The sequence below is a fragment of the Listeria aquatica genome (assembly GCF_014223975.1).
Classification (GTDB): Bacteria; Bacillota; Bacilli; order Lactobacillales; family Listeriaceae; genus Listeria; species Listeria aquatica.
The window spans coordinates 243,399-267,808 of sequence record NZ_JAARRM010000001.1 but is presented as its reverse complement, the minus strand read 5'-3'; the positions used below and the strand labels follow the sequence as shown (position 1 = coordinate 267,808).

23 protein-coding genes are annotated in these 24,410 nt (G+C 36.7%); 2 read left to right on the top strand and 21 right to left on the bottom strand.

Going from position 1 to position 24,410, the window contains the following annotated elements:
- Positions 1–5: 5 nt before the first annotated feature.
- The 14 genes from HB912_RS01350 to HB912_RS01285 form a co-directional block, all read right to left on the bottom strand.
- Positions 6–761, bottom strand: a complete 756-nt coding sequence (locus HB912_RS01350; RefSeq protein WP_185371876.1) for an accessory Sec system protein Asp2 — start codon at positions 759–761, stop codon at positions 6–8.
- Positions 754–2,124 (bottom strand): O-antigen ligase family protein, encoded by a 1,371-nt coding sequence (locus HB912_RS13340; protein WP_185371875.1) that lies wholly within the window; start codon positions 2,122–2,124, stop codon positions 754–756. Before HB912_RS13340 ends, HB912_RS01350 begins: the two co-directional genes overlap by 8 nt.
- A gap of 21 nt (positions 2,125–2,145) precedes the next feature.
- Entirely contained in the window at positions 2,146–2,811 is a 666-nt protein-coding gene (locus tag HB912_RS01340; protein WP_185371874.1) for a polysaccharide biosynthesis tyrosine autokinase, read from the bottom strand.
- A 268-nt stretch (positions 2,812–3,079) separates the two neighbouring features.
- Complete coding sequence (locus HB912_RS13150; protein WP_244964403.1) at positions 3,080–3,499, bottom strand: YveK family protein; 420 nt, start codon at positions 3,497–3,499, stop codon at positions 3,080–3,082.
- A 14-nt stretch (positions 3,500–3,513) separates the two neighbouring features.
- Positions 3,514–4,647 carry a glycosyltransferase gene (locus HB912_RS01330; RefSeq protein WP_185371873.1) on the bottom strand — a complete coding sequence of 378 codons (1,134 nt, stop codon included), beginning with the start codon at positions 4,645–4,647 and terminating at the stop codon, positions 3,514–3,516.
- Complete coding sequence (locus tag HB912_RS01325; protein WP_185371872.1) at positions 4,634–5,884, bottom strand: glycosyltransferase; 1,251 nt, start codon at positions 5,882–5,884, stop codon at positions 4,634–4,636. The genes HB912_RS01330 and HB912_RS01325 overlap by 14 nt, the downstream gene beginning before the upstream one ends.
- A 1-nt stretch (position 5,885) precedes the next feature.
- Complete coding sequence (gene murJ / locus HB912_RS01320; RefSeq protein ID WP_185371871.1) at positions 5,886–7,391, bottom strand: murein biosynthesis integral membrane protein MurJ; 1,506 nt, start codon at positions 7,389–7,391, stop codon at positions 5,886–5,888.
- Positions 7,381–8,106, bottom strand: coding sequence for an acetyltransferase (locus tag HB912_RS01315; protein WP_244964402.1), 726 nt, complete (start codon positions 8,104–8,106; stop codon positions 7,381–7,383). The genes murJ and HB912_RS01315 overlap by 11 nt, the downstream gene beginning before the upstream one ends.
- Positions 8,063–8,674, bottom strand: a complete 612-nt coding sequence (locus HB912_RS01310; RefSeq protein WP_185371870.1) for a sugar transferase — start codon at positions 8,672–8,674, stop codon at positions 8,063–8,065. The genes HB912_RS01315 and HB912_RS01310 overlap by 44 nt, the downstream gene beginning before the upstream one ends.
- A gap of 6 nt (positions 8,675–8,680) precedes the next feature.
- Entirely contained in the window at positions 8,681–9,994 is a 1,314-nt protein-coding gene (locus HB912_RS01305) for a UDP-glucose dehydrogenase family protein (protein ID WP_185371869.1), read from the bottom strand.
- Positions 9,991–11,241: a glycosyltransferase family 4 protein gene (locus HB912_RS01300; protein ID WP_185371868.1), complete on the bottom strand. Its 1,251-nt coding sequence runs from the start codon at positions 11,239–11,241 to the stop codon at positions 9,991–9,993. Before HB912_RS01300 ends, HB912_RS01305 begins: the two co-directional genes overlap by 4 nt.
- Before the next feature lie 19 nt (positions 11,242–11,260).
- Positions 11,261–11,722 carry a hypothetical protein gene (locus HB912_RS01295; RefSeq protein ID WP_185371867.1) on the bottom strand — a complete coding sequence of 154 codons (462 nt, stop codon included), beginning with the start codon at positions 11,720–11,722 and terminating at the stop codon, positions 11,261–11,263.
- 239 nt (positions 11,723–11,961) lie between these two features.
- Positions 11,962–16,113: a toxin Cry1Ac domain D-VI-related protein gene (locus HB912_RS01290; protein ID WP_185371866.1), complete on the bottom strand. Its 4,152-nt coding sequence runs from the start codon at positions 16,111–16,113 to the stop codon at positions 11,962–11,964.
- 94 nt (positions 16,114–16,207) lie between these two features.
- Positions 16,208–16,825: a GntR family transcriptional regulator gene (locus tag HB912_RS01285; protein WP_185371865.1), complete on the bottom strand. Its 618-nt coding sequence runs from the start codon at positions 16,823–16,825 to the stop codon at positions 16,208–16,210.
- 273 nt (positions 16,826–17,098) lie between these two features.
- Here HB912_RS01285 and HB912_RS13335 point away from each other — a divergent pair, with 273 nt between their 5' ends.
- Entirely contained in the window at positions 17,099–18,418 is a 1,320-nt protein-coding gene (locus HB912_RS13335; RefSeq protein WP_185371864.1) for a GHKL domain-containing protein, read from the top strand.
- Positions 18,419–19,156: a LytR/AlgR family response regulator transcription factor gene (locus tag HB912_RS01275; protein WP_185371863.1), complete on the top strand. Its 738-nt coding sequence runs from the start codon at positions 18,419–18,421 to the stop codon at positions 19,154–19,156.
- A gap of 74 nt (positions 19,157–19,230) precedes the next feature.
- On the opposite strand, the gene HB912_RS01270 is transcribed toward HB912_RS01275, so the two are convergent.
- The 7 genes from HB912_RS01270 to HB912_RS01240 all read right to left on the bottom strand — a co-directional run bounded on the left by HB912_RS01270 (position 19,231) and on the right by HB912_RS01240 (position 24,212).
- On the bottom strand, positions 19,231–20,304 hold the full coding sequence (locus HB912_RS01270; RefSeq protein ID WP_185371862.1) for a Glu/Leu/Phe/Val dehydrogenase: 1,074 nt from the start codon (positions 20,302–20,304) through the stop codon (positions 19,231–19,233).
- A gap of 290 nt (positions 20,305–20,594) precedes the next feature.
- Positions 20,595–20,981: an OsmC family protein gene (locus HB912_RS01265; RefSeq protein WP_185371861.1), complete on the bottom strand. Its 387-nt coding sequence runs from the start codon at positions 20,979–20,981 to the stop codon at positions 20,595–20,597.
- Between the two features lie 26 nt (positions 20,982–21,007).
- Positions 21,008–21,805: a DUF2653 family protein gene (locus HB912_RS13330; protein ID WP_185371860.1), complete on the bottom strand. Its 798-nt coding sequence runs from the start codon at positions 21,803–21,805 to the stop codon at positions 21,008–21,010.
- Between the two features lie 200 nt (positions 21,806–22,005).
- On the bottom strand, positions 22,006–22,455 hold the full coding sequence (locus tag HB912_RS01255; RefSeq protein ID WP_185371859.1) for a hypothetical protein: 450 nt from the start codon (positions 22,453–22,455) through the stop codon (positions 22,006–22,008).
- A 17-nt stretch (positions 22,456–22,472) separates the two neighbouring features.
- Entirely contained in the window at positions 22,473–23,429 is a 957-nt protein-coding gene (gene floA / locus HB912_RS01250; RefSeq protein WP_185371858.1) for a flotillin-like protein FloA, read from the bottom strand.
- On the bottom strand, positions 23,430–23,726 hold the full coding sequence (locus tag HB912_RS01245; protein WP_036072542.1) for an NfeD family protein: 297 nt from the start codon (positions 23,724–23,726) through the stop codon (positions 23,430–23,432).
- 210 nt (positions 23,727–23,936) lie between these two features.
- Positions 23,937–24,212 (bottom strand): HU family DNA-binding protein, encoded by a 276-nt coding sequence (locus HB912_RS01240; RefSeq protein ID WP_036072540.1) that lies wholly within the window; start codon positions 24,210–24,212, stop codon positions 23,937–23,939.
- Between the last annotated feature and the right edge of the window lie 198 nt (positions 24,213–24,410).

The following is a 24,410-nucleotide window of genomic DNA, read 5'->3' as shown; positions in this document are numbered from 1 at the left end:
CCTTTCTAAATTATTTTTTGTAATGTTTGAATTAAAAATTGCGGAAAATATAAAGCAACTTCCTGATGCTTCTTATATTTTTCAATATTTTCATAGACTTCAAATTGAGCCAATTTCAAATCATTCAACAGATACTTGATGTGATCTTCATACGTATGCTCTTCGCTAGAATAATGAATATGAAATTTTGTTTTTCTGGAAGTATCTCCTTTAATTTTTTGGGGTAACAAATCATTTAATTCTTTCTTTGTAAACTTAGGAGGATTCCCAACGATATTTAAAAAAATCGGTTTTTTTTCAGGTACATCTGTTAAATAATCACCTAGATAATATTGTGGCGCTCCCGCAATTATCTCATCTACGTTCATTTTTAAACCATAGTACATTGCCGCATAGCCACCCTTACTTGTCCCAACAAAAATAATTTTTTCATATGTTTTGATCGCCATTTTTTCTAAGAGAAAGTCACTTACGGCTTCTTCTAGCTTCCTATCACCTTGTTCCATCAAATAGTAAGCTCCTCGTTTTCCATGACCAAAATTATCTAGTATAAATAATCGATCTGTAGACAATCCCTTTGTTGTCTGAACATAATTGTAAGTTGCGGACATTCCTGTTCTTGGAAAAGCGCTAAAAAACACAACTAAAGTAGTACTTTTTTTATATTTTTTCATTAAATAATTTAATTTAAACCCATTTTGATGTTTCCAAACGCGGTCTTTCCATGCAAAATAGACTTTGACTAATTGCTTTTTAATCACAGATATTTTCCTCCTCTTTTTTTTGTAGCAACTGAATAATTGCTATACCAATCCCTAGTCCGATCCACACCACACGCATCTCAAAAATACTACTACTTGCAACTGTTGAAGCAATAAATGCGACTAAAATACATAGCGGAACGACTTTTAATAGATGACCTTTTTTAACGCCATATTTTATTGCCTTTATAACCATCCAGCTAAAGAAAATTAAAAATGGACAAATACCGATAAATCCTACATCGGCCAAGTTCGATAACCAAAAATTATGGGCACTCATCGTGTCATCCACATCAACTGGAACATTCACAGTCCCATATAAAGCATCAAAGACATAAAGCGGGGTAACACCTGGACCAACCCCTAAAAAGTGGTGTTCTAAAACTAATCTACCAACTGATTCATAAATTAATAACCGCTCATTGGTCGAATCAGTTTTGCCACTTAAAAAGGCTAAACTTTCAAAAGATAATGTATGTGTACCTAAATAGACGCATATAGCAAGGGTTCCCAAAATGGAGCAAACTATGAAAAACAATTTATTCCCGATCAGTTTCCACAAAAGAATGAGCAAAATTAAAACAAACGAAATAAGTCCACTTCTTGACTCCGTCTGAATAATGATGAAAAATAATATCCCCATAAGCCCTAATGCCATAAAAGAAGAAAACCATGTTTTTTTCTCTAATAAGAGCAAGAAAAGAATAGGTGCATAAAATGACAGATAGACACTATAATCATTAGTATTTACTAAAAAACCAGTTGCTCGAAAATCTTGATATGAAAGTAAATTCCCTGCAGAATAAAATAGATGCTGCCCCATTACACTTTCCCAAAGACCAACAAATATTGATAGCCCCACAGCAATAGCTAACCACTTAAATGTTTTTTTCAATTTAGCGATGCTATCAATGTAATAAGAGACTATAAATATTAAGTACAGCATTTCAAATTGAAAATAAAGAGCAGGAAGACTTAGAGATAGATTTTCTGTCCAAACTAGAGAAAAAATAGCATAAAGTAGCCATATACCTAAACACACTAAAGGAACTTTGATACGCTTTAGCTTTTCTAGTTCTTTTTTGGAAAAAAGGAATACAAATAAATGTAGCCAAAGTACGATACGAAATAAAAATAAAGACGGAAAAGCTGGGAGTGCCAAGTACGGGCCAAAAAATGCACTTATCAAAACAACAAAAAATAACTTTTCATTTAACCGATTTAGTGGAATATCTTTCAAGAAATAAAGGAAACACCCTATCATAACCATTATGACTGCTAACGGATAAATGGCACATATGGCACTAAGTACAGTAAATAGAAAAATGATTTTACTATTTACTTTGAAACGTCTAGCTCTCACTCTATTTTTACTCCCTTTCCATTAGTACTTATAATAATTGTAATTTTTTTCTTTATAATTCACTTGATTTAAAACAACGCCTACTAAATCAACATTTGCCTTGGTTAGTAAAGTCTTTGCTCCTCGAAGTTCCTCTTCTTTGGTACTGTCTTTTTTGACAATTAGTAAACTTAAATCACAAGCAGCTGCTGTTAACCTAGCATTAGTAAACAAATTCACAGGCGGACAATCAAAAAGAATCATTTCATAATGTTTAAGACCTTCCCTGATCACATCAGTAATATCATGTGTTTTTAACAACTCCACAGGGTTAGGCGGGATTGTTCCTATGGATAGAAAATCTAGATAGGGCTCTATTTCATGCACAGCCTCCGTCAGATTTATTTCTCCGATAAGTAAATCTGAAAATCCACGTTCATTTATTTTTTTGTATTGTTTAGATAGCTTAGGCGAATAAAAATCCGTATCTACTAGCAATGTTTTTTCCTTAAATTCAGAATAAACCTGCGCAAAATTTGAGCTGAAAAATGTTTTTCCTTCACCTTTATTTGCTGAAGTGATCGCCATGGTTCGAATTTTATTTTCTTTCTTCTTCATGAACTGAATATTAGTGTGTACTTCACTAAGTTTTTCTTGAACAAACGAATTTGTAACTTTCTCTTCTTCACTTCTACTTCTTGTTTTCACACTGAATTCCTCCTCTCTATACGTTTCTACTATTTTTTATAATCGGAATTTCTCCTAGCATTAGTAATCCTAAGTCCTCAATCTGTTCTTTTTCTTTTATCGTTCGATCCATCATACACAAGATTAAAATAAATACAAAAGACAATACCAGACTGACGAGAAGAGCAATTAGATACGGCGTAACTCCATTTGTTATCATTTTTGTTTTCGGTGTCTCTAAAATAGAAATAGTGCTTCCCTTAAAAAGCAATGGTAATTCTTTTTGTACTTACTTGATGTATGAATGACTAATTTCCTCTACTTCTTTTTCATTTGTGCTTTGGTAGTTAAATTTAAACACAAGTGAATTTTGATCAGAACTCATCGTTAAATTTTTTCTTAAAACTGATGGGGATTTTTCTGTATGAATATCCTCTGCGACTTCTTCCATGATTCGTTCACTTTTTAGTACAGAAGAAAAAGTATTAATTAATTGAATGTTATTTCTAATTCCTTCTTGCTGTAAATTTTCTTTATCTGATTCTACATTGACTAAAACTTCGGTCTCAGCGCTATACTGTTTAGGAACATAATAATTTTGATACATATAGACGCATGCTTGTGCCACCATTATAAATAAAAGGATCCATATCAGATTTTGTCTAATTGTAGTACCTATATCTTTAATTGTTAGATTTTTTATTTTCATATTTTCCACCTATATCATTTTCTTTCATCATACAAAGCCATTAGTTTTTCAGCTTCGCCATGCCAGCTATAATTTTCAAAAAATGCTTTCTCACCATTCTTGCCAAGTTGTTCTGCAAGTTCAGGGTTATTTTTCACCTGACAAACAAGATCTGCCAAAAGGCTAGAGTCAAAGGGATCTGCTGTATAGCCACTTTTATGAGTTGTCATCATTTCAATAAAGCTTGAAAAATCTGAAGCTAAAACTGGTAATCCAGCAGCCATATATTCAAATAATTTTGTCGATCTAGAGTTTAAATTATTTGGTGTTGGGTGTAATAAACAAAGACCAAGATGTGATGTGTGATAATGTTGCCAAATTTCTGTATAAGGGAGTCGGTCAAATTGAACGACATGCTCTTCCAAGTGTTTTTTTCGAACAAAATTTTTGATCTTCGTTTCGGCTGTAAGTACTGGCCCAATCAATTTTAATTGAAAATCACTAACTCCTTTTTCCTTTAATGTAGCTGCAAGATTCAACATGTTAAACAAGCCCCGTTGCTCTGTAAGTCCTCCTACATAAATCATCGTAAATATTTTGTTTTTCTTTACATTATGGACTGGAGGTGTTATTGGATAATTTAAAATATCAATTTTAGTAAATGATTCCGTTGGATAGTTTTCCCGATAAGATTTTTCAGCAAAAATGACAGCATCTACTGATTTCATCAAATATCGCTCTACTTTTGTTACTATTTGGGATAGAATGGGGCGCAAAAACTTTGGAAGCCACTGCTTAGTTCGAACTGCTGCTGGAAGATGTTCGTGCATATCATAAACGACTTTTACTTGATCTCCGTACTTCCGTTTTATTTTTTTAGCAAGAAAAAGTAATTCAGGATCATGAAAATGAAAATTTGCTGCTCTACTCTTCTGGAAAGCTTTCCACAATGTACGTTGATGTTGAATGCGAGACCTTCGACTTAGATTAGGCAAATAATGCATAGTTAAATTCCTTATTTCTCTTTTTTCAGCTGGATAGTCTAACGCATAAAACTCAACTTGAAGTCCATTTTCTGCAAGTGATTGTGCTTCTTTATAATAAATTCGCGTGTCCGTCCATACATGGACGGAACTACACATAAAGACTATATTTTTAGTTCTTTTCAAATCCGCTATCCTCCCTTGTTACTTTGATACGCTTCACAAGCTTTTCATTCCATTTTTCTAAATTAAAATTCCGTTCAATTTCTTGCCTAGCTTGATAACTAATTTTATCCCTAGCAACTTCTCCACTAAAAATTCTTATGACTTCATCTGCCGCCTCTTTTGGTGCATTTTCTGGCACTAAAAAGCCTGTTTCATTATGCTTCACTAATTCAGGAATCCCACTATGTTTCGTTGATAATACAAGTATCCCCCGTGCCATAGCTTCCATGAGAACCATTGGAATTCCTTCCATATCTCCGCTCTCCGCTGTTCTACTTAATTGGACGAGTAAATCTGCCTCAAAAATAGCAGCATCTATTTCTGATTGTGTCTTATAGCCGGCAAATATTATATCGTTAGCAACCTCTAGTTGTTTACTCAAATCTTCTAATTCTTGCTGCAAGCCTCCCCCGCCAATAATTGTCAGCTGTACAGATATACAACTAGCTTTCTTCAAACAGGACATCATCTTTATGACTGTATCCATTCCCTTTTTTTCAGTAAGCCTTCCGATCGAAAGAAGTTTAATTTGCTGCCGTTTTTTCTCAATAGATCGCACGAATTCGATTTTCCCCAAATGAATCCCCATGCGGTGAACATCAATCTGTTCTTGCTTGGCTCCAAGTGCTGTTAACTTCTTTGCAAAAAAATGGCTGACAGGAAGCAATTCAATTTTTTGAGCAAATAATGGCCTATAGACTTCCTCTCCCCACTTTTTAACGAACGCAGTAACATCTTGTCCATGAAAGAAAACCATCGTTCTTTCTTTGAGTAAACGGTTTTTTTTATAAAAAGCAGCAATATTTCCATTTGGACCATAATGACAGATAACAGCATCACTAGATTTTCGATTTAAAAAATAAGGTAAGCTAAATAACAAGCGGAGAGAATAGGCAATTTGCCCATATTTCCTACCATTTAATGTTTCTTTTAGTAAAAAGGGATGTGTAAGAAGCATTTTAAAAAACAGCACTATCGCTTTTCGCAAACGAGCTCCTTTATTTGAAGGAAGATCAATGAACGTTGTCTTTTCTAATAAATGATAGCTCTCCACTTCTTTATGCTCTTTTTCATTGAATACTTGATTCCAAGCTAGAATTTCTACTTCAATTCCCGCATCTATTAACCCTGTCATTTGATTTAAAATAAATGTTTCTGATAGCTTTGGAAAAGTAGAAATAATAAATAAAACTTTCATATCAGTGCTCCTTTACTAAAAGTGTTTGGATAAACTTTCGCTGTGTCAATATGACTAAGAACGCATAGAAAACCACTCCTATTACAAAACAAATTATTGTACTAAGTAATGGCGTCATATTTAGCAATTCCAACACAAAGTAAATAACTCCACCCATCATACTTGCGTTCAGTAGCGATAGCAGTTGTGTCTTAACTATTTTTTTTACAATGGTTTGTAAATAGATTTTTTGATTTAATTTAATGTAGCCTAGAATTACTGAAAATATCGCAACAAAAAGTGGAGAAATAATTAAAGTTTGAAGGCCTAGCCAATAAATTCCGGCAAGTAAAAAAACAATTTGGATACACATAGTGATTGTGCTATTAATCATAGGAGTTAAGGTGTCCCCAATGCTATAAAAAGATTTGAAAATAAGTTCTTTTAAGGTGATAAAAGGAAGTGAAGCTGCTAGGAAAATGACAAAGTGAACAACTCTTTTTCCCGATTCTGCCGTAAAATCCCCATGTTCAAATAAGAGATGCACAAGATTCGGGCTTAAAATAATTAAACCAACCGCTACCGGATAGACAAGCATGTTTGCTGTACTTGAGAAGAAATAAAATTGTTCTCTTCCTTTTTCATATGAACTTACAAAACTACGACTCAGTATAGGAAACATCATGGATAATAAATTTAAAACAATTAGTGTCTGGAAAATACTATAAATTTGATTCGCATATGTCATCGTCGAAATATATCCTTCACCAAAAAAACCGGCAGCAAAATTAGGGATTAAAATAGTCACTTGATAGAGGGCGGAGCTAAACATACAAGGAATCGCTCGCTTTAATAACTCCCTGTACTCCTTATCTTTAAAATCAAATTGAAACTTGAAGCGATACTGTGCAGTACGACGATTTGCGATAAACAGTACAAAGAATTCGATGAAAATTGAACCCCCTATCACAACTGCCGTTTCGTAAATCGATATATGCGGTTTAACTAAAATATATACATAACTCACTAAACTAGCTGTTAGAGCAGCTAATTTAATGACTATAAACTTTCCTGCTGTTTCGAGATAAGCTGTTTGAATCCATGAAAGCATTCTCGCAAATTGCCCGAACCCCATAATTAAAATTAATAGGGCTGTAAGATAGACAAAACGATTTTCTGTCCCTGCTTGCAAATGGTAAAGCAGGATTGCAATCATCGTATAGCTGAGAACTAGAAATCCTCCACTGATACAAATAACCGTGAACACAAAGGTATTTAAGGCTTTTTCATTTTTTTCTCTTCCTTTTCGTATCTTTGCCAAGTAAGGGATAATGGTCACAGGAATTGTTGCCCCCCCAATATTGACGATACACACCATAACAATATTGGCAAGATTCATTGCATCCATCTCATAACCTGCACCAAATTCTCTAGCTAATGCGGAGGTGCGCAAAACAGATAAAGATTGAATAATCATGGTTAATAGTAAGACAGATGAAAATATATGAAGACTCCGTTTATTTTTCAAGTTGGGCACCTAAATCCATTCGAGAGGTAACGTACAAATTCGGCGAGCGAAGCCGCATATTATTTTTAGCTGGAACTCCTAATGCTAAATGATTTTCTGGCACGTCTCGAATAACAGCTGCTCCGGCACCAACGATGCTTTTTTCTGCAACAGTAAGTCCTTGGATAATCGTTGCTCCAGCGCCGATAAAGACTTGGTCCGCAATTTGAACATTCCCACATAAAGTAGCACGCGGTGAAATATTAACGAACGAATTCAACCGAGATTCGTATTCAACGACAGCACCAGATTGAATGGATGTGTGTTCACCAATCGTTACATCATGCATAATAGAAGCATGAGCAGAAACATAAACACCATGTGAGAGCTCTACAGTTGGATCTACATAAGCTTTAGGATGAACAATTATCGCATATTTTTCAGTAGGAATTTTAAGATGACTAGCTATTTTCATGCGATCCTCAACGTTTCCGATAGCTAGAAAAAAATGAACATCGTCTTCTAACAGTTCCTGATAGTAATCAATTGGTGCTTCAAAAAATTGACCATTGTGCTCATACTTTTGGTGCTGATCATCTAAAAAGCCAAGAAATTGATAGCCAAGTTTATATTGCTTAAACAAATTTTGTAACATTCTCCCCTGTGAACCAGAACCAATAATTACGATCCCTTTAGGTGTCATGTCCATTAAACCGCTCTGATGTAATAGCTTCATCTTGCTGCACTCCTTCCCTGTTTAATACAATTTTCACTGTTTGTAAACATATCTTCAAATCCAATAACAAGGTCATTTCTTCTACATACTGGATATCAAACAAAAATTTTTCTTTCCAGCTCAATGAATTTCTTCCCTTTACTTGTGCAAGTCCGGTTAGTCCTGGTTTTACATTAAGTCGTTTTTTTTCGCGATCGCTATACAAAGGGATATATTCAGGTGTAAGTGGTCTTGGTCCAATAAAGCTAATATCCCCTTTCACAATATTAATTAGTTGGGGTAATTCATCGATACTCCAGCTCCGTAAAAAGCTACCTAATGGAGAAACTCGGTCAATGTCACCATTTTTTTCATTATCCTCAACATCATACATCGACTTAAATTTATACTGTTTAAAAAGCTTTCCATTGATTCCAGCACGTTCAGCACAATAAAAAGGATTGCTTTTGTAATAGATAGCTAGAATGATACTTAAAACAAGTAATGGGACGAAAAAAAGCAATAATAGAAGACTAGCCACTATTCGGTCAAGACTATGTTTGATTAATAATCTAGTTCGTTTTTTCAACTCGATCTACTCCAGTACAAGTTCCTTTATTTCTCCAATACCTACATTCATATAATTTACACCAGCTCGCTCCATAGCCTTTTCATCAAAACTATTCCGTCCATCTATAACTACTGGTTGCTTCATTAACTTTTTAAACTGGTTAGGAGCTGTTTGCACAATTTCATCCCATTCTGTCACAATAAGTGCAGCATCGGCTTCTAAAAACGCCTCCTCAGGCGAATCGGTAAATGTAACCATCTGTCCGAATTGTTTTATACCATTATTATTTGCAATGGGATCAAAAGCGGTTACGACCGCTCCTTCTTTAAGGAGTTCCTGAATAATATAAATTGCCGGCGCCTCCCGAATATCATCTGTATCAGGTTTAAATGCTAACCCAAGAACTGCTATCTTTTTCCCAGTTAAAATCTTTAGTTCTGATCTTAATTTGTCTAGGAAACGGTCACGTTGTCTTTGATTAATATGGATAACTTCTTGCAACATCTCAAATGGAATGTCTACTTTTTTAGAAATTTGTAATAAAGCAGCTGTGTCTTTTGGAAAACAAGACCCGCCATAACCAATTCCTGCTTGAAGAAAAGCAGCCCCTATGCGGCGGTCCATCCCCATCCCACGACTAACTTCACGAATATCCCCACCCGTTGCTTCACAGATATTTGCGAGTTCATTAATAAAACTAATTTTTGTTGCTAAAAAGGCATTTGAAGCATATTTAATCATCTCTGCACTTTCCAGTCCTGTTATTAAAATAGGAATTCCAAATCCTTCGTTAATTTCTGTTAATTTTTTCAAGGCTTCTTTGTCTTCTGAACCTAGGACAATACGATCGCCGTGAAAAATATCATAAACTGCTGTTCCTTCTCTTAAAAATTCCGGATTTGATACGATAGAAATCGAATGTGAGGTTAAGGACTGAATTTCATTTTGTACCTCTCGATTTGTTCCTACAGGCACTGTACTTTTAACTACTAAAGTAATCGGGTTTGTCACACACTCGGCTACTTGTTTTGCAGCAAGTTTTAAGTATTTTAATTCAGCTTGACCTTGATCTCCTTCAGGCGTTCCTACTGCTAAATAGACAACATCTACACCCGCTATAGCCTTTTCATACGAAGTTGTAAAAGATAATTTGTTCTCATTTATATTTTCAATCATCAACTTTTCAATTCCAGGTTCATAAATAGGTGAAATCCCCTCGTTAAGTTGCGCAACTTTGTTTTCATCTACGTCTACACAAGTAACTTGATGACCAATAGTTGCAAGGCCAACTCCTGTTACAAGTCCTACATATCCAACGCCAATAACTGCAATTTTCATTTCTTTATACTCCTTTCTTTATCAATGGACGATACAATCGCTAGCACATCATTCGCTAACTTCTCCGCTGAAAATTTTTTCGTAGCCACACTTCGAATCTTGGGTTTCATATGGGCCAGTTCATTTTTGTGTTTACTTAAAACCATTAATAAGCTGGCTAGATCTTTTGGCTTTTTAGGGTCAGCATAATAACCAATCCCTTCCGATTCGACAATTTTTCTTGTCCAACCAGATGAATTTACGATAATCGGCTTCCCTGCTGCAAGTGAATCAAAAAACTTATTAGGTGAATTAGTGGCTAGAATGGGCTTAGGTAGAAAACTTGTCATCGTAACATTTGCTAAGCTTGTATAGGTAGGTACTTCTTCCTTTTTTATCGTGTCTAGGAACTGAACATTTTCTAGCGCATGCTGCTCGCAAAAAGCGCTCAATCTAGGTTTTGTTTTACCATTGCCAACTATCAAAATTTTAACATTCATAATATTTTTTCTTTTTAGATGAAGAGCAGCTTCTACAAGATGTTCTAAACCATTGGCTTCCCCCATAGCTCCAATATGTGTTAAGACAAATTTCCCTTCCAGATCAAGTTGCCTAATTAAACGATGACGTAAATGTTCATCCACATTATCATCTTGGAATAAATTCAAATCGGCTAAATTAGGAATAACAGAAACTTTATCCGCTTTTTGACTAGTTGCAATTACTCCCTTAGCCATTCCTGGAGACAAAGCAATAATATGTTCTGCATGCTGATAAATTTTCTTTTCCAACCATCTAGCCAAAGTTATTGCAGGTTTAGATGATAAATAGCCGAGCTGAATAGGCGCTTCAGGCCATAAATCACGAACCTCAAAGATGTATGGAATTTTCAGTTTGCGTTTCAACTGCATAGCAGGGATCCCTATCGTAAGTGGAGTGGAAGTTGCAAAAATCAAATCTGCATTTTTTTGTTTCTTGCCTATTTTTTGAGCCATATAACTGAATTTCACGAATTCTCGAATCCGTTGATATTTATTCATATAGTTACTGTAGGAACTGGAAACTGCTCTTACTTCAATTCCATCAAATTGATAATGCTTTACATGTCCACTAATTTGATAGGGCTGTTCGTTTTCTAAAAATGCATCTGTTGTGATAACTGTAACTTTGTGCCCGCTGTCTACTAATTTTTTGGCAAACACATAACTGCGTATAGAAGTAGATGATGCAGGCGTAGCAAAATATTGGTGAAGGTATAAAATATTCAATTTTTATCTCCTTCTCTATTTATTTTATTTTTGGAAGTTGAATGTTTTTCCAAACGATCTTTTCTGAAGAGGTAACTGGCAAATAATAGAGATCAAGTTTTTGTATATTTTCATCCACTAAATAATAACCTCTTCCCAGTTTTTCTTCGTTTGGCTCAAGCACTTCATTCATATTTTTCAAACTTCCCTTAGCAAAGAATTGTGTTTCTTCATCTTTTAAAAAGAAGAAATCATCTGCCACTACCCCTAATTTCTCAGTAGAAAGGTTTTTCACTTTATAGGTCACAACAATTTCTTTTTTTCCTTTTTTCTTGCTCGTTTGTGCTTTCATTTTCATCGGTGTAATTTCTATGGATTTTTCTTTCTTCGTCTCAAGTTTGTTTTCTATAGATTTTTTGGTCTTTGCCCCCGAATGATCCGTAATCGCACAGCCGCTCATAACTAAACATATACTCATTAATAATGTAAAAAGCTTTTTCATTTTTCCTCCTTAAAATTTAAACACGTTTTGTGTCTTCACTCTTAAATTTCTTTTCTGTACCAAGTATACAACCTATATACATCTTTATTTTTTCGATTCTGCATAAAATTTATTCGAATCCGCAAAACCACTTCAATGAAATGATTTTAACCAAAAGAAAAGCAGAAACCCGGAGATTATCTACTAAAAGATCCTTTCCTCCTTGGTTTCTGCTTCATTTTTTCATTTGTTAAAAAAACTTATTTTTGTGTCTCAATAGACAGTGGTTTTCTATATACTTCATTATAACGAGCATTCACACCCACGATTTCTACTTGATCGTCTTCACTTGTGATATAGCTCGCTGCTTCTTCGATGGTAAATTGACCTTCCGTCTCCGTTTTTGCCTGAGTTGCAACTTCGCCATTCACCCACAAGCGAATTTTCGTTACTGGTGCCTTGTAAGTGCCTGTCACTTCATCGCTCCCAAAGGTATAGGCATCTGGGTTAACCAAATGATCCACATTCACCACTAAATCTTGACGAGTCACTTCTTTATACTGCGCATTAACGCCCACGATTTCAATTTTATCCTTCGGATTTGTCACATAACGCTCCGCATTTTGAATCGTAAAGTTTCCTTCTGCATCCGTTTCTGCTTGGGTCTTCACTTCCCCATTGACCCACAAGCGAACTTTCGTAACTGGTGCCTCGTAAGTCCCTGTAATTTCTTCTTCACCTAAATCATAGGCATTTACTTTAACAAGCGCATCGGCCACGACAGGCAGGTTTAGTCGGTTCACTTCTCGATAACGACCATCTACACCCACCACTTCAACCTGATCTTCTGTTGAAGTAACATACTTTTCAACATCTGTAAAAGTATAGTTGCCAGCTCCATCCGTTGTCGCTTGCGTTTTCACTTCGCCGTTGACCCACAAGCGGACTTTGGCAATGCCTTTTCCATGCGTTCCACTAAAGCTTTTTTGACCGAGCTTAATATTTTCTGGGATCCCTAACTCATAGTTAGATGTGCCTTCTAGGTTCACTTGTACACGATTTTTCTCTTGGTAATTGACATCTACCCCTACTACTTCCACTTTATCTTCGGTAGACGAAATAAATCGGTTGGCATTAACGAACGTATAATTTCCATTACCATCCGTCGTCGCTTGCGTTTTCACTTCATCGTTGACCCATAAACGGACTTTAGAAATGCCTTTTCCATGTGTTCCACTTAGCTCATCATCTTCTCCGATATTGAAAACTTCTGGTACAGAAAGTCCGTACATACGCTCATCGAATAGGTCTTGTGCACGTTCAATCAATTGTTGTAAAGTCGTTTTTTCTGCACTATCTGCAAGACGATTCACTTTACTGCTTGCCTCAGTAATTTGCGTCTGAGTAACTTCCGGTTTTAATTCAGTTTGTTCGTCACTTGTAAAGAGCACACGTACCGCAGCTCGTGCTGCTTCTATTGCCTCTCGCTCGTCCAATAATTGTTGCGCTTTTTGAACAAGTGCTTGGAGTTCTGTCTTGACTGTTCCTTCTGTGAGCTCTCTCACCTGGCGATCTGCTTCATTGATATCTCGTTGTGTGACACCTTTCGCGAGTTCTTCATGACTAGAACTCGTGAAGAGACTTTCGACAAATTTTGTCGCTTCTCGCTCATCAAAAAGACGCTGTGCTTTTTGAACAAGTTCTTGGAACTCTTCTTTGGTTGGACTAGCTGTTAGAGCCTCGACAGACGTGCGAACCGTATTAATATCGCGTTGCGTAATCCCAGTCCCTAATTCTTCGTGGTCTGAATCTGTGAATAGACTATCCACTGCAGTACGCACTGCTTCTTGTGCATCGAAAAGAGTTTGAGCTTGACTCAGCACTTCTTGAAGTTCCGTCTTCACATCACCAGCTTCTAGGTTATCCACTTTAGCTTTTGCAGCATCGATATGTGTTTGGGTTGTCTCCAGTTTCAAGGCAGTTTGAGTAGCATCCGTAAACAGAGCATCGACAGCTTTTCCTGCTTCCTGTTCATTCCATAGCTTTTGTGCTTTTGCCACTAACTCTAATAACTCTGTTTTCGCTGAACTATTAGGTAAAGCTTCTACTATGTTTTTTGCTTCATCGATATCCGACTGCTCCACTTCCGCTTTTAGTGCCTCATGATTTTCATCTGTAAACAAGCCATCCACTTGTTCCGTTGCTTCCCTCACTGCTTCTCGTTCATCAAACAAGCTTTGCGCTTTCACTATCAATTCAGTAAGCTCTGCTTTCAGTTCCTCATTGACTAGCGCATCTACTTTAGTTTTTGCTGCATCAATATCTGATTGCTCCACTTCTTCTTTTAAGGCATTATGACTTTTATCGGTGAATAAGCTATCCACTTGTCTTATCACAACTTGTTCATCAAACAAACTTTGCGCTTTTGCTAGAAGCTGTGTAAGAACAATTTTTGTTTCAGTATCTGGTAAGGCCTCTACCTTAGTTTTGGCAGCATTAATATCCGATTGTTCAACTTCCTCTTTCAAGGAATCGTGATTTTCGTCTACAAATAATTCTTCAACCAACTGACGGGCTGTTTCCCGTTCATTGAATAAGTCTCGGGCTTTTACCACAAGTTCAGTAAGTTCCGTTTTCAACTCATCATCTATCAAAGTATCAACCTGAGTTTTTGCTGCATCAATCGTGTGTTGTCTGACACTATCTCTTAATACATCGTGTTCTTTAGTTAAAAATAGCCCTTCTACTAATTTCACAGCTTCTCGTACGTTAAATAAATTTTGAGCCACAGCTATAAGTTCAGTAAGTTCGTCTTTCACTTCACTTTCTGGTAAAGCGTCTACTTTGTTTTTGGCAGCATCAATATCCGATTGCCCAACTGCCTCTTTTAAAGTATCATGACTATCATCCGTGAACAGTTCTTCAACTGCTTGCTTCGCTACTTCTCGATTATCAAGCAAACTTTTTGCCTTTGCTACGAGTTCAGTAAGTTCAGTTTTTAATCCACTTGTTGCTAAAGCATCTACCCGAATTTTCGCTGCATCAATATCCGATTGATTAATGCTATCTTTTATTTGATTGTGAGTTTCATCTGTAAATAGTTCTTCAACCACTTGCCGCACTGCCATTTGTTCATCAAATAAGCTCTGCGCTTTTGCCACTAAATTCGTAAGTTCTGTTTTCAGTTGGCCAGTTGGTAAGGTACCAACTTGAGTTTCCGCTGCATCAATATCTGATTGTCCTACTCCATCTTTTAATACCTTATAACTTTTATCCGTAAATAAGCCCTCCACTACTTGTCGCACTTCTTCTTGTCCATCAAACAAGCTTTGAGCCTTCATTACCAATTCCGTAAGCTCAATTTTTAATTCGCTCCCCGGTAAAGCATCTACCTGAGCTTTTACTGCATCAATATCTGATTGTTTAATTCCGTCTTTCAATTTATTGTGACTATCATCTGTAAAAAGAGCATCTACTCCTTTTGTTGCTTCACGTTCTTTAAATAGGGCTTCTGCTTTAGAAATTAGTTCTAGCATACCAAGTTTATCAATCACACCATTTGGAAGTGCCTCTGCCTGACTTTTACTCTGCACAATGTCATTATTAGTTACATCTGATGCCAATTGTTCATGAGTTAAATTAGTAAATAGAGCGTCTACTTTTTCCCACTGCTCGCGATATTTCTCCCCAACATTGGTACTTCGAAAAGTCGTCGTCATCCGAATGCCTTCTTTCTTTTCCAAGAAGTAGCTGATTCGCTCTGATGACCGTTGCGCAACAAAATCCGTTGTAGTTGTAACAGATTCAAACGGACCAACTGGTACAGCGACTGTATCTTTTTTCTCGAAATTTTCTCCAAGCATTATCCCTACTGTACTTTCTTCCTGAGATTCAATATTGTAGAATTGACCAGAAGCTGTATAAGTTCGATTAGGTATAAGTTTATCTATTAACTGGCTAAATGCTATATAATCTACTGAAGAACCTCCCACGAAAACACCAAGCGATTCTCGCGTAAGCTCTATTCCCGCGTTAACACTCACTCCATTTTCATCGAGTAATCGATATGCTGATCCGTTATCTTCAAACGTCCCCTTCTTACCATCATAATATGGTTCCCAGTTTTCAAAACTTAAAGTTTCTTTATTAAAACCTTTAAATTGGCTATCTTTCAATAATTGATATCGATTATAATCCTCTGATTCCGTGGCCACTTCTGCTTTTTCCATTTGATTAGACTTAACTGCATGCTCTTTCGCAAACACGCTAATCGGACTTGTTAACGGAGAGACAGCTACAACTACAGCCGCAGAAGCAGCTAGTACTGTTTTCCCCCATTTTTTTACTTGTTTTCCCACTTTTTTTCCGCCTTTCATTTCACCTTCATATTTTTTAAATTCACAGATTTTCATGTTGCTTTCACCCATAGTTGTAAACACTTTTTGTTCTCATTTTTAGCTTTTTCTTTACTATCAACTTTTCTGCGCCTGGATTCTAGATAGTTATTTATCTCACCACAATCTGATTTTCATGAACGGTTAACAATTTCGAAAATAATCCATTTGCGCTGTCAATATCTCCTTGTTTTAAAAAATCAACTAAGCACCTCAGTGATTCAAGTTCCTGATCAAAAACAGCGACTGTTTCTGTATTTTTTTCCGCATACTGATATTTTTTCAATGTCCCTAATAAATCATTTTGTGAAATCGGAGATCGCATCATACTAAAAAACAAAGCATCAATTTCTAATAATTTCTGGATTGGAAAATATGTGGAACGTTTTTCTGCTACTGCTTCCAAAAATTCATCTACTTCAAATTGTTGTTGTTCAAACAGAATATGGTCAAAATACCTTAGAAATATCAAATAATAATGATAACGAATGAACAAAAATTGCTTTACTTGCAACATATCCAATTTCAAGTTGTGCACGACTAGCGAGTGCCCATAACGCTTTAGAAGCCCTTCATGTTCAAGCTGTTGTAGTGCAGAACGAATGGGGGTTCTACTCATGCCATATCGTTTAGCTAGTTCGAGTTCCGTCACATGTTGTTGGTTCGCCCATTTACCCGCACCCATCTCATCAATAAATTTATCGTATGCCAATTGATTGAGTGCTGTCATTTTTTCACCTCCTATTTTTCAACGACTTAAACTCACTTTTCAAAATGAAAAGCGAGAAATTTTATATAACAGCAACCTTTTTCGTGAATCTAAAGTCAACTTTCTGCTGTGTGTTCTTAGTATACATTTTCTTTTTTAATAAATTTCTTTAATTTAGCAGGCTTTTCGTTCGATTTAGCAAAAAAAAAAAAGACTTCCCAGATTAGCATCTAGCAAAAGCCGGGAGAATACTATATAATGATTACTAATTTCAATATGACAGGAGGAACAATAGTGGCTTATCTTTATATTTATGCCGCACTGATGCTACTCATTAATCTTCTTTATATCTATGTTTTAGGCAAAAAAGAACTGTTTCATCCACGACTTATTACAGCTTATCTAACCGCATCTATTTCTCTTGCGATACTATTCTATTTTCATCTTCTCCCCAGTAATTTGTTAGGTTTTTTACTCGTTCTGATGAATTTAATTATCCTGTTTTATTTTAGTAAAAATTGGGTCGTTGGAACTTTAGTGAGCGCTTTTATATATGCAGCTTTTCAAATCATCTGGTTTTTCACTTATTACGGTTATCATGTCCTTACACAAAACACAAGTCCCTATCCCTTCTTAATCGTTAAACCACTTGCTTTCTGTATACTGGCTATCACTATGTTTCTTGCACATTCTGCTGTGCTACTTTCAATTAACCACTATATTCGCAAATATGATATTTACCATATTTTACTGCAAGTTCATCAAGGAATACGCTTTATTTTATATAGCATTACGCTTTTACTCATTTTGCTTTTTATCAATTTTATTTTCTATCTTTGGGAAGAGACTTTCTTTACTTGGTTATCCATTTTAACGATTTCTGCCTATTCGCTTCTTATCTTACTCTCTATCTCAACTGTCGTTTTCATCGTAAGACAAAGGTTACAACAAATTTTCCTAGAAGAACAAATTTCCTATGTCGCTAAATTAGAGAGCGAAAATTCACTCGTTCAGTCTTTCCGCCATGATTATAAAAATATTCTACTGACGATTGGAATTTTTCTAGAACGAAATGACCTTTATGGACTAAAAAAATATTATAACGAAGAGCTCAAAATCTCCTCTTATCAAGAACTAGAAGATCGAGTTGACTTTCTTGATTTAAGGAACATGCAAATCTTGGCTTTAAAAGGATTAATCGGTAATAAATTGGGCATTGCCAAACAAAAAGGCATGAACATTGAACTGGATATTCCTCAGCCTATCATTCGACTTAGTGTCCCCTTGATTGATTGCGTCCGGTGTATTAGTATTTTATTAGATAATGCGATTGAGGAAAGTGAACAAGTAGCTGATGCTCAAATTAGCGTGACCTTTAAAACAGTGGATCACCAAATGAGTATCATTGTTGCAAACCGTGTTTTGGATGCCAAAAAAATCCGCATTTCTGATTTAACACGCAAACACTTCTCAACTAAAGGAGACGGCCGCGGGAAAGGTCTCCATACCTTAAACCGTCTTGTCAGAAGTTGGCAGAACGCTTCCCTTGATATTCATATGCAAGATGATTTTCTTTATTTTGAAATCGTAATTCCTGAAATAGAGGTGAATTAAATGGACATATTTGTGATTGAAGATAATATTTTCCAACGTGAGCGGGTCTGGAAAGTCATTACACAATTTATGACAACTAATCAAATTACCCTAGCTATTCGACAAGATATTTTAACCGCTGAGCAGTTGTTAAAAGATGAAAACCTTCGAAAAGGTCCAAATATTTATGTACTTGATATTGATTTGCATGAGCGGCTAAATGGAATCGAATTAGGGCGAGAAATCCGAGCAATGGATACAGAAGGCTATATTATTTACGTGACAAGTCATGATAACCGGTTAAAAGAAATCATCGATGAGTATATCGCGCCTATCACTTTTATCCCAAAAACTGATGACCAAAATCTAACCCATGAAGCTATCAAAAAAGCCTTCAAACAAATTGCCATCCGTGAAGATTTTCGCAATCAAAAAGAAAACTTTTTCACCATACAAAGGGGCAGCGTTCAAAAGAAAATTCCTTACCGTGACATCTTATATTTCGAAAAAATTCCGAGATCCAAAAAGGTTAAACTATACGCAACTAATGGTGTATTTACTATTAATCATTACTTAACACAAATCAAAAAAGATTTAACAGGCGACCAGTTTATTCATCTAAATTCCTTTATTATCAATGCCTTAAATATTCTTGAGCTCAATCTTAAAGAAGATTTTGTTGAGTTTACAAATCATGAACGTCTTTTTGTGGGCAAGCATTCATTAAGAGCCATTAAAAAACAATTGATTCAAACTTAGCTAAAAACACAGTTTTTAATGATTCATGCAAAAAAAGAGAGTCCAAATTTGGACTCTCTTTTTCCCTTTATCCCTTATGAGCGCGCGAAGAAGGTGCTATGAACTTGCTTCATGGTTGCAATCCGTTCTTCTGCCATGTGATCTGCTGCTTCTGCCGGAATAATTCCTTCGCGGGCTGAGATTTCATAGACTTTACCGATTTGCTCATAAATTTCATCGATTTTTTGTTTGGCGCGTTCTGCATTATAAGTGTTTAGCTCATCCGCCACATTGATAACTCCACCTGCATTCACAATGTAATCAGGCGCATATAAAATTCCACGTTCATGAAGCATTTCCCCGTGGCGCTTAATGTCTAATAATTGGTTATTGGCACTGCCACAAACAGCTTTTACTTTAAGTTGCGGAATTGTATCGTCATTCAAAATCCCCCCAAGTGCACACGGTGCAAAAATATCAGCCTCTACTTGATAAATTTCATCAGGCTCGACTGCTGTTGCCTGAAATTTCTCGACCGCCCGTTCCACCGCTTCTTGGTTAATGTCCGTCACAACAAGCTCTGCCCCTTCTTGAAACAGCATCTCGCAAAGAGCAAATGCCACGTTTCCAACACCCTGGACTGCTACCTTTTTCCCTGCCAAGGAATCGCTTCCAAAAACTTCTTTCGCTGTCCGTTTCATTGAAGCATAGATTCCACGTGCTGTTAGCGGACTTGGGTTTCCAGATGAACCAAAACTTTCTGAAACCCCTGTTACGTGTTTCGTTTCTTCGTGCATATAGTCCATATCTTGAACAGTTGTCCCCACGTCTTCAGCAATAATATAACGACCATTCAAACTTTCTACGTATCTTCCGAGTGCGCGAAACAAGGCTTCACTTTTATCTTTTTTCGGATCTCCAATGATGACTGTTTTTCCTCCCCCTAGATTAAGTCCAGCAGCTGAATTTTTGTACGTCATGCCGCGTGCTAACCGTAAAACATCTTCAAGAGCCTCTTCTTCTGTCGCATATGGCCACATTCGACATCCCCCAAGCGCTGGACCAAGCGTTGTATCATGAATGGCAATGATGGCTTTTAGTCCAGAAGCCTCATCCTGACAAAAAACGACTTGCTCATAATCATACTTTTCCATTTTCTCAAATAACATCTAAAACTACCCCCTTCATTATTGAAAAACATATGGTCATCACTATCTACCTTCATTATACGTATTTTGAAAACGCTGTAAAAGTTTTTGTATTATTTAAGTCGAATTTCATACTTTTAGGCTAAACGAAAAACTTTTAGACTATTTTTATGTATGCGCTTTCAAGTTGGAAAGGACTTTTGATTTAGATGTTAGGTCATGGTTTTAGTGAATATTTAAAAATTTTAGAATAGAAGGCGGAACGATCTAAAAAAGAAGATGCACAGCATTCATCTGTACACCTTCTTCTCTTACTCACCCGAAACAAATTTCACTTGCTCGGTGATTTGAACTTCTGGATTTAGGCTTTGCACAACGGGACAACCTTTTTTAACAAGCTTCAAGCCTTTCTCAGCTTGTTCACGATGCTCCTTTGCCACTGCAAGTTGAAAACGAATATGGATAGACTGAATCACGTGGACGGGTACATCTAAATTTTGCGTGTAATCCACCTCTATTTCCATGTTTTCGTAAGGGATGCGTTTTTTCTTCAAAATTTTAGCGTAAACATAGCCACTACATGCAGCCGCTGCTGCCACAGTCATTTGAATAGGTGAAAAGCCACTTTCTTTTTTTAGTTTCCAGTTCCCAGCTTCATGAAAAAGCTCGATTGTGTCTTCTTGCTTCTCTAAATGCATCCATCAGCCCTTCCTTTCAAGAATTGTTATTCGGTTACAACTGCGTAAATGCCATCTTGTTCTGAGTATTCTAGCGTTAATCCCATATTAGGGTTCATATGCGCAAAGTGTTCCGCCCAGTAACGGATCGCTTGAATGAGCGAAAAGTGATCGAGTGATTGAATCACTTGATCGTCTTTTATAACGTCTGCTCCAAAACCAATCTTATCATCATAAGTTAAAGCAACTTGAACATCATCTAGTGACATGCCTTTTTCATTCGTAAAGAAAGCAATAACTGCATTGGAAATATTTCCTTCGTCTAAGATTTGTTCATGCGCAGTCGCTTCTGTTCCAGCTTGAATAGTTTCATGTCGCGTCTCATTTTTAAAAGCACCTTGATGCGTACTTTGGGCAGCTGGTTCAGTTCCGTGATTTTTTCTCCGCTGGAAGAAAAACATGATCAGACGAATCACAAGGAAAATCGCCAAAATATTGATAATCAAACCAAAAATATTACCAAATACTCCCATGTTGCTCAGAAGGCCTCCAAAAAGCAAACCAGCAAGTCCACCAAGCATTAAACCACCAAGTAATCCACGACCATTAAAGAAGCTATTTTTCCCTTTTCCCATCATATTCTTATTCATTTGTGAACGGTTAACATTAGAACGATTGATTCCGTTGTTATTTGATTTAAAAGAACGAACCGGTGAACGGTAGCCTCTCGCATCTGCCTCTTTTACTTGTTCATATTTAGTCGGTAATACCATGTTTGAAACGGTTCCCCCAACCGGACTGAATACTAATCCTGCAGCAAGTAAGATTGAAATAAATTTTTTCACATTTTTCCTCCTTTATCTTGATACAAAAAGACCTCACGAAAGAAACGTAAGGTCTTGCAAACAATTTTCAAATTGCTAACTGCGCCGGAGAAAAATCTCGTATTGACGACACAGCTATTTCTGCTACTCCCCTTAAGCGGGTCAGTTTGTATGATTTTTACACTTTCACTATACTATAAATGATGCCTATCATGCAAGTACTACTTCTTACGCAAAGCTACTGGCTTATCAAGAACTTCCTTCATAACCATCGCACGCTTTAAATCAAGACCCTGTAGCGTCTTCTCAGCTTGTTTTCTAGGTTGCGGATTAGTTGCAGTAACCGGGTCAGGATGCGCTTTCTGGAGCCGCTTTGCCTCTTCACGATAAACCTCTCGTGCTTTTGGCGTTTCAACTTTTGAAGTTTTGATTGCCGTTTGTTTTGGTTTTGACTGCCCTGTTTTAAATGTCCCAGATGAAACTGGTTGTTTTACCTTCTCCACACGAGTTTGAAGAGGCTTCACCGGATTTTTCTTGGGCGTCTGTTTTTTTGTACTTGTTTTTTTCTTTTCTTGTTTAGAGAATAGTGACAGTATAGCTCCGCCAATAATAATCAAAACGGGAATAAACCCAGAAATATTATCAAAAAAATCTTCTAAATTAAATGGCATGTGAGACACCTTCTTTCTTACTCATGAAATTCTGGTTTATTGTCTCCAGCAATCGAATCACGCATATGTGTATCTGATTGCACATTTTCCATCTTGTAATAATCCATTACGCCTAGTGTACCATTTTCAAAAGCGGTTGCGATCGCACGTGGTACTTCAGCTTCAGCCGCAACAACTGCTGCACGGTTTTCTTGTTCGAGCGCAATCGCTTCTGCTTTACGCTTCGAAGCCGCTGCTTGAGCAACTTCCATATCTGCATTGGCTTTTTCAATATCGAGTTTTGCTTTGATATTATCGCCAATCCGCATTTCTGCAATATCAATAGAAAGAATGGTATAAGCCGTACCGTCCCCAAGACCTTGTTCCTGAACTTTTTTCGAAATGCTATTTGGATTTTCAAGAACGTCTGTGTGCTCACGTGTTTCCCCGACTGTCGAAACAACTGCTTCCCCAACCCGAGCAATGACCGTATCTTCTCCAGCACCACCAACGATTCGTTCAATATTTGATTGAACTGTAATTTGTGTAATAACTTTTACCTCTACTCCATTTTGTGCAACCCCAGTAAATTCTGGAGTCCGAATCACTTTTGGCGTAACTGAAGTTTGAACAGCTTCCAAAACATCACGCCCTGCAAGGTCAATCGCAGCAGCACGACTAAAATCAAGTTCAATATTTGCTCGGTGTGCAGCAATCAGCGCATCTACCGTATTATCTACATCCCCACCAGCTAGATAATGACTTTCAAGCTGATTGACTTCAAGTTCAAGCCCTGCTTTAACTGCTTTAATAAGCGGCTTTACAACACGCGAAGGAACAACGCGACGCAAGCGCATTCCAATCAATGTCCCAATTCCAACAGGTACTCGAGCAGAAATGGCACTAATCCACAATCCGATTGGGACAAGTGAGAAGAACACAATAAGTACGACTATAACAACTACAGCAATAATAATAAACGACCCTGAAAACATTTACTTCGCCTCCATCTTTAATTCTTTTACTAACAAATAACCAAAATCAATTCCAATGACTGTTATTGGTGTGCGCACATCCAAGTATCCGTTTTCAAGTCGCGCTTCATAGACTTCCCCCTCTATTTCAACACGTCCAATAGGTTTCATGGTTGTCACAGCTACACCACTTTTACCAAACACTTTATCTCGTAGCGCTTTCATTCTTTCAATTTCTCGATCTTCTAAAACACCGCGGTGTACAAGACCCCAAGAGTCCCCATAAACGATTTCATCTTCAGAAAATTGATCTGTCATGTTTGCCACCCACTTTCAAAAACGAGCCTATCCCCTTGTATTAACAATAACTTAAATGGCTAGGTTTTACAATTCTTTTATGTATTTTTAGTGAAAAAACTGAAAATTCTTCTTTCAAAAATTAAATCACATCCAGAATCGAATACATAACAAAAAACCCGCCTGCACGAATGTGCAAGCGGACAGCTATTGGCTTAAAGTTGTATGTAATTATTTCACAGCATCTTTAAGCGCTTTACCAGGTTTGAATGCTGGCACTTTGCTAGCTGGGATATCGATTTCTTCTTTCGTACGTGGGTTACGACCCTTACGAGCAGCACGTTCACGAACTTCGAAGTTACCGAAACCAATTAGTTGAACTTTTTCACCTTTAGAAAGTTTTTCTTGAACAGTTTCAAAAACAGCTTCTACAGCTTTAGCAGCATCTTTCTTAGAAAGTTCCGCTTTTTCAGCTACGCTATTTACTAAATCAGTTTTGTTTGCCATTGTTATTTCACCTCCCTCAAAGGATAATCCAAAATAATCAGGTCTTAATTATTATTTGGCTGTTTTTCTTTCCCAAATTATCTTTATCTGTAAGAGATTTTTTGTTCAATTAAGACCGAAACGGCTTTAAAACAAGCATTTACAGTATTTCTGATAAAAGATTATCACATAATCATTGATACTGCAAGGTTTAACCTC

What these genes read in the sequence shown, in the direction of transcription:
- HB912_RS01245 (WP_036072542.1), bottom strand. Translation starts at nt 23,726, where the DNA reads ATGACAGATCAATTTTCTGAAGATGAAATCGTTTATGGGGACTCTTGG.
- HB912_RS01305 (WP_185371869.1), bottom strand. Translation starts at nt 9,994, where the DNA reads ATGAAAATTGCAGTTATTGGCGTTGGATATGTAGGACTTGTAACAGGA.
- HB912_RS01285 (WP_185371865.1), bottom strand. Translation starts at nt 16,825, where the DNA reads ATGACAGCACTCAATCAATTGGCATACGATAAATTTATTGATGAGATG.
- floA (WP_185371858.1), bottom strand. Translation starts at nt 23,429, where the DNA reads ATGTTTTCAGGGTCGTTTATTATTATTGCTGTAGTTGTTATAGTCGTA.
- HB912_RS01325 (WP_185371872.1), bottom strand. Translation starts at nt 5,884, where the DNA reads ATGAAAGTTTTATTTATTATTTCTACTTTTCCAAAGCTATCAGAAACA.
- HB912_RS01240 (WP_036072540.1), bottom strand. Translation starts at nt 24,212, where the DNA reads ATGGCAAACAAAACTGATTTAGTAAATAGCGTAGCTGAAAAAGCGGAA.
- HB912_RS01255 (WP_185371859.1), bottom strand. Translation starts at nt 22,455, where the DNA reads ATGCCATTTAATTTAGAAGATTTTTTTGATAATATTTCTGGGTTTATT.
- HB912_RS01315 (WP_244964402.1), bottom strand. Translation starts at nt 8,106, where the DNA reads ATGAAGCTATTACATCAGAGCGGTTTAATGGACATGACACCTAAAGGG.
- HB912_RS01295 (WP_185371867.1), bottom strand. Translation starts at nt 11,722, where the DNA reads ATGAAAAAGCTTTTTACATTATTAATGAGTATATGTTTAGTTATGAGC.
- HB912_RS01270 (WP_185371862.1), bottom strand. Translation starts at nt 20,304, where the DNA reads ATGTTATTTGAGAAAATGGAAAAGTATGATTATGAGCAAGTCGTTTTT.
- HB912_RS01275 (WP_185371863.1), top strand. Translation starts at nt 18,419, where the DNA reads ATGGACATATTTGTGATTGAAGATAATATTTTCCAACGTGAGCGGGTC.
- HB912_RS01290 (WP_185371866.1), bottom strand. Translation starts at nt 16,113, where the DNA reads ATGAAAATCTGTGAATTTAAAAAATATGAAGGTGAAATGAAAGGCGGA.
- HB912_RS13150 (WP_244964403.1), bottom strand. Translation starts at nt 3,499, where the DNA reads ATGAAAATAAAAAATCTAACAATTAAAGATATAGGTACTACAATTAGA.
- HB912_RS01265 (WP_185371861.1), bottom strand. Translation starts at nt 20,981, where the DNA reads ATGCATTTAGAGAAGCAAGAAGACACAATCGAGCTTTTTCATGAAGCT.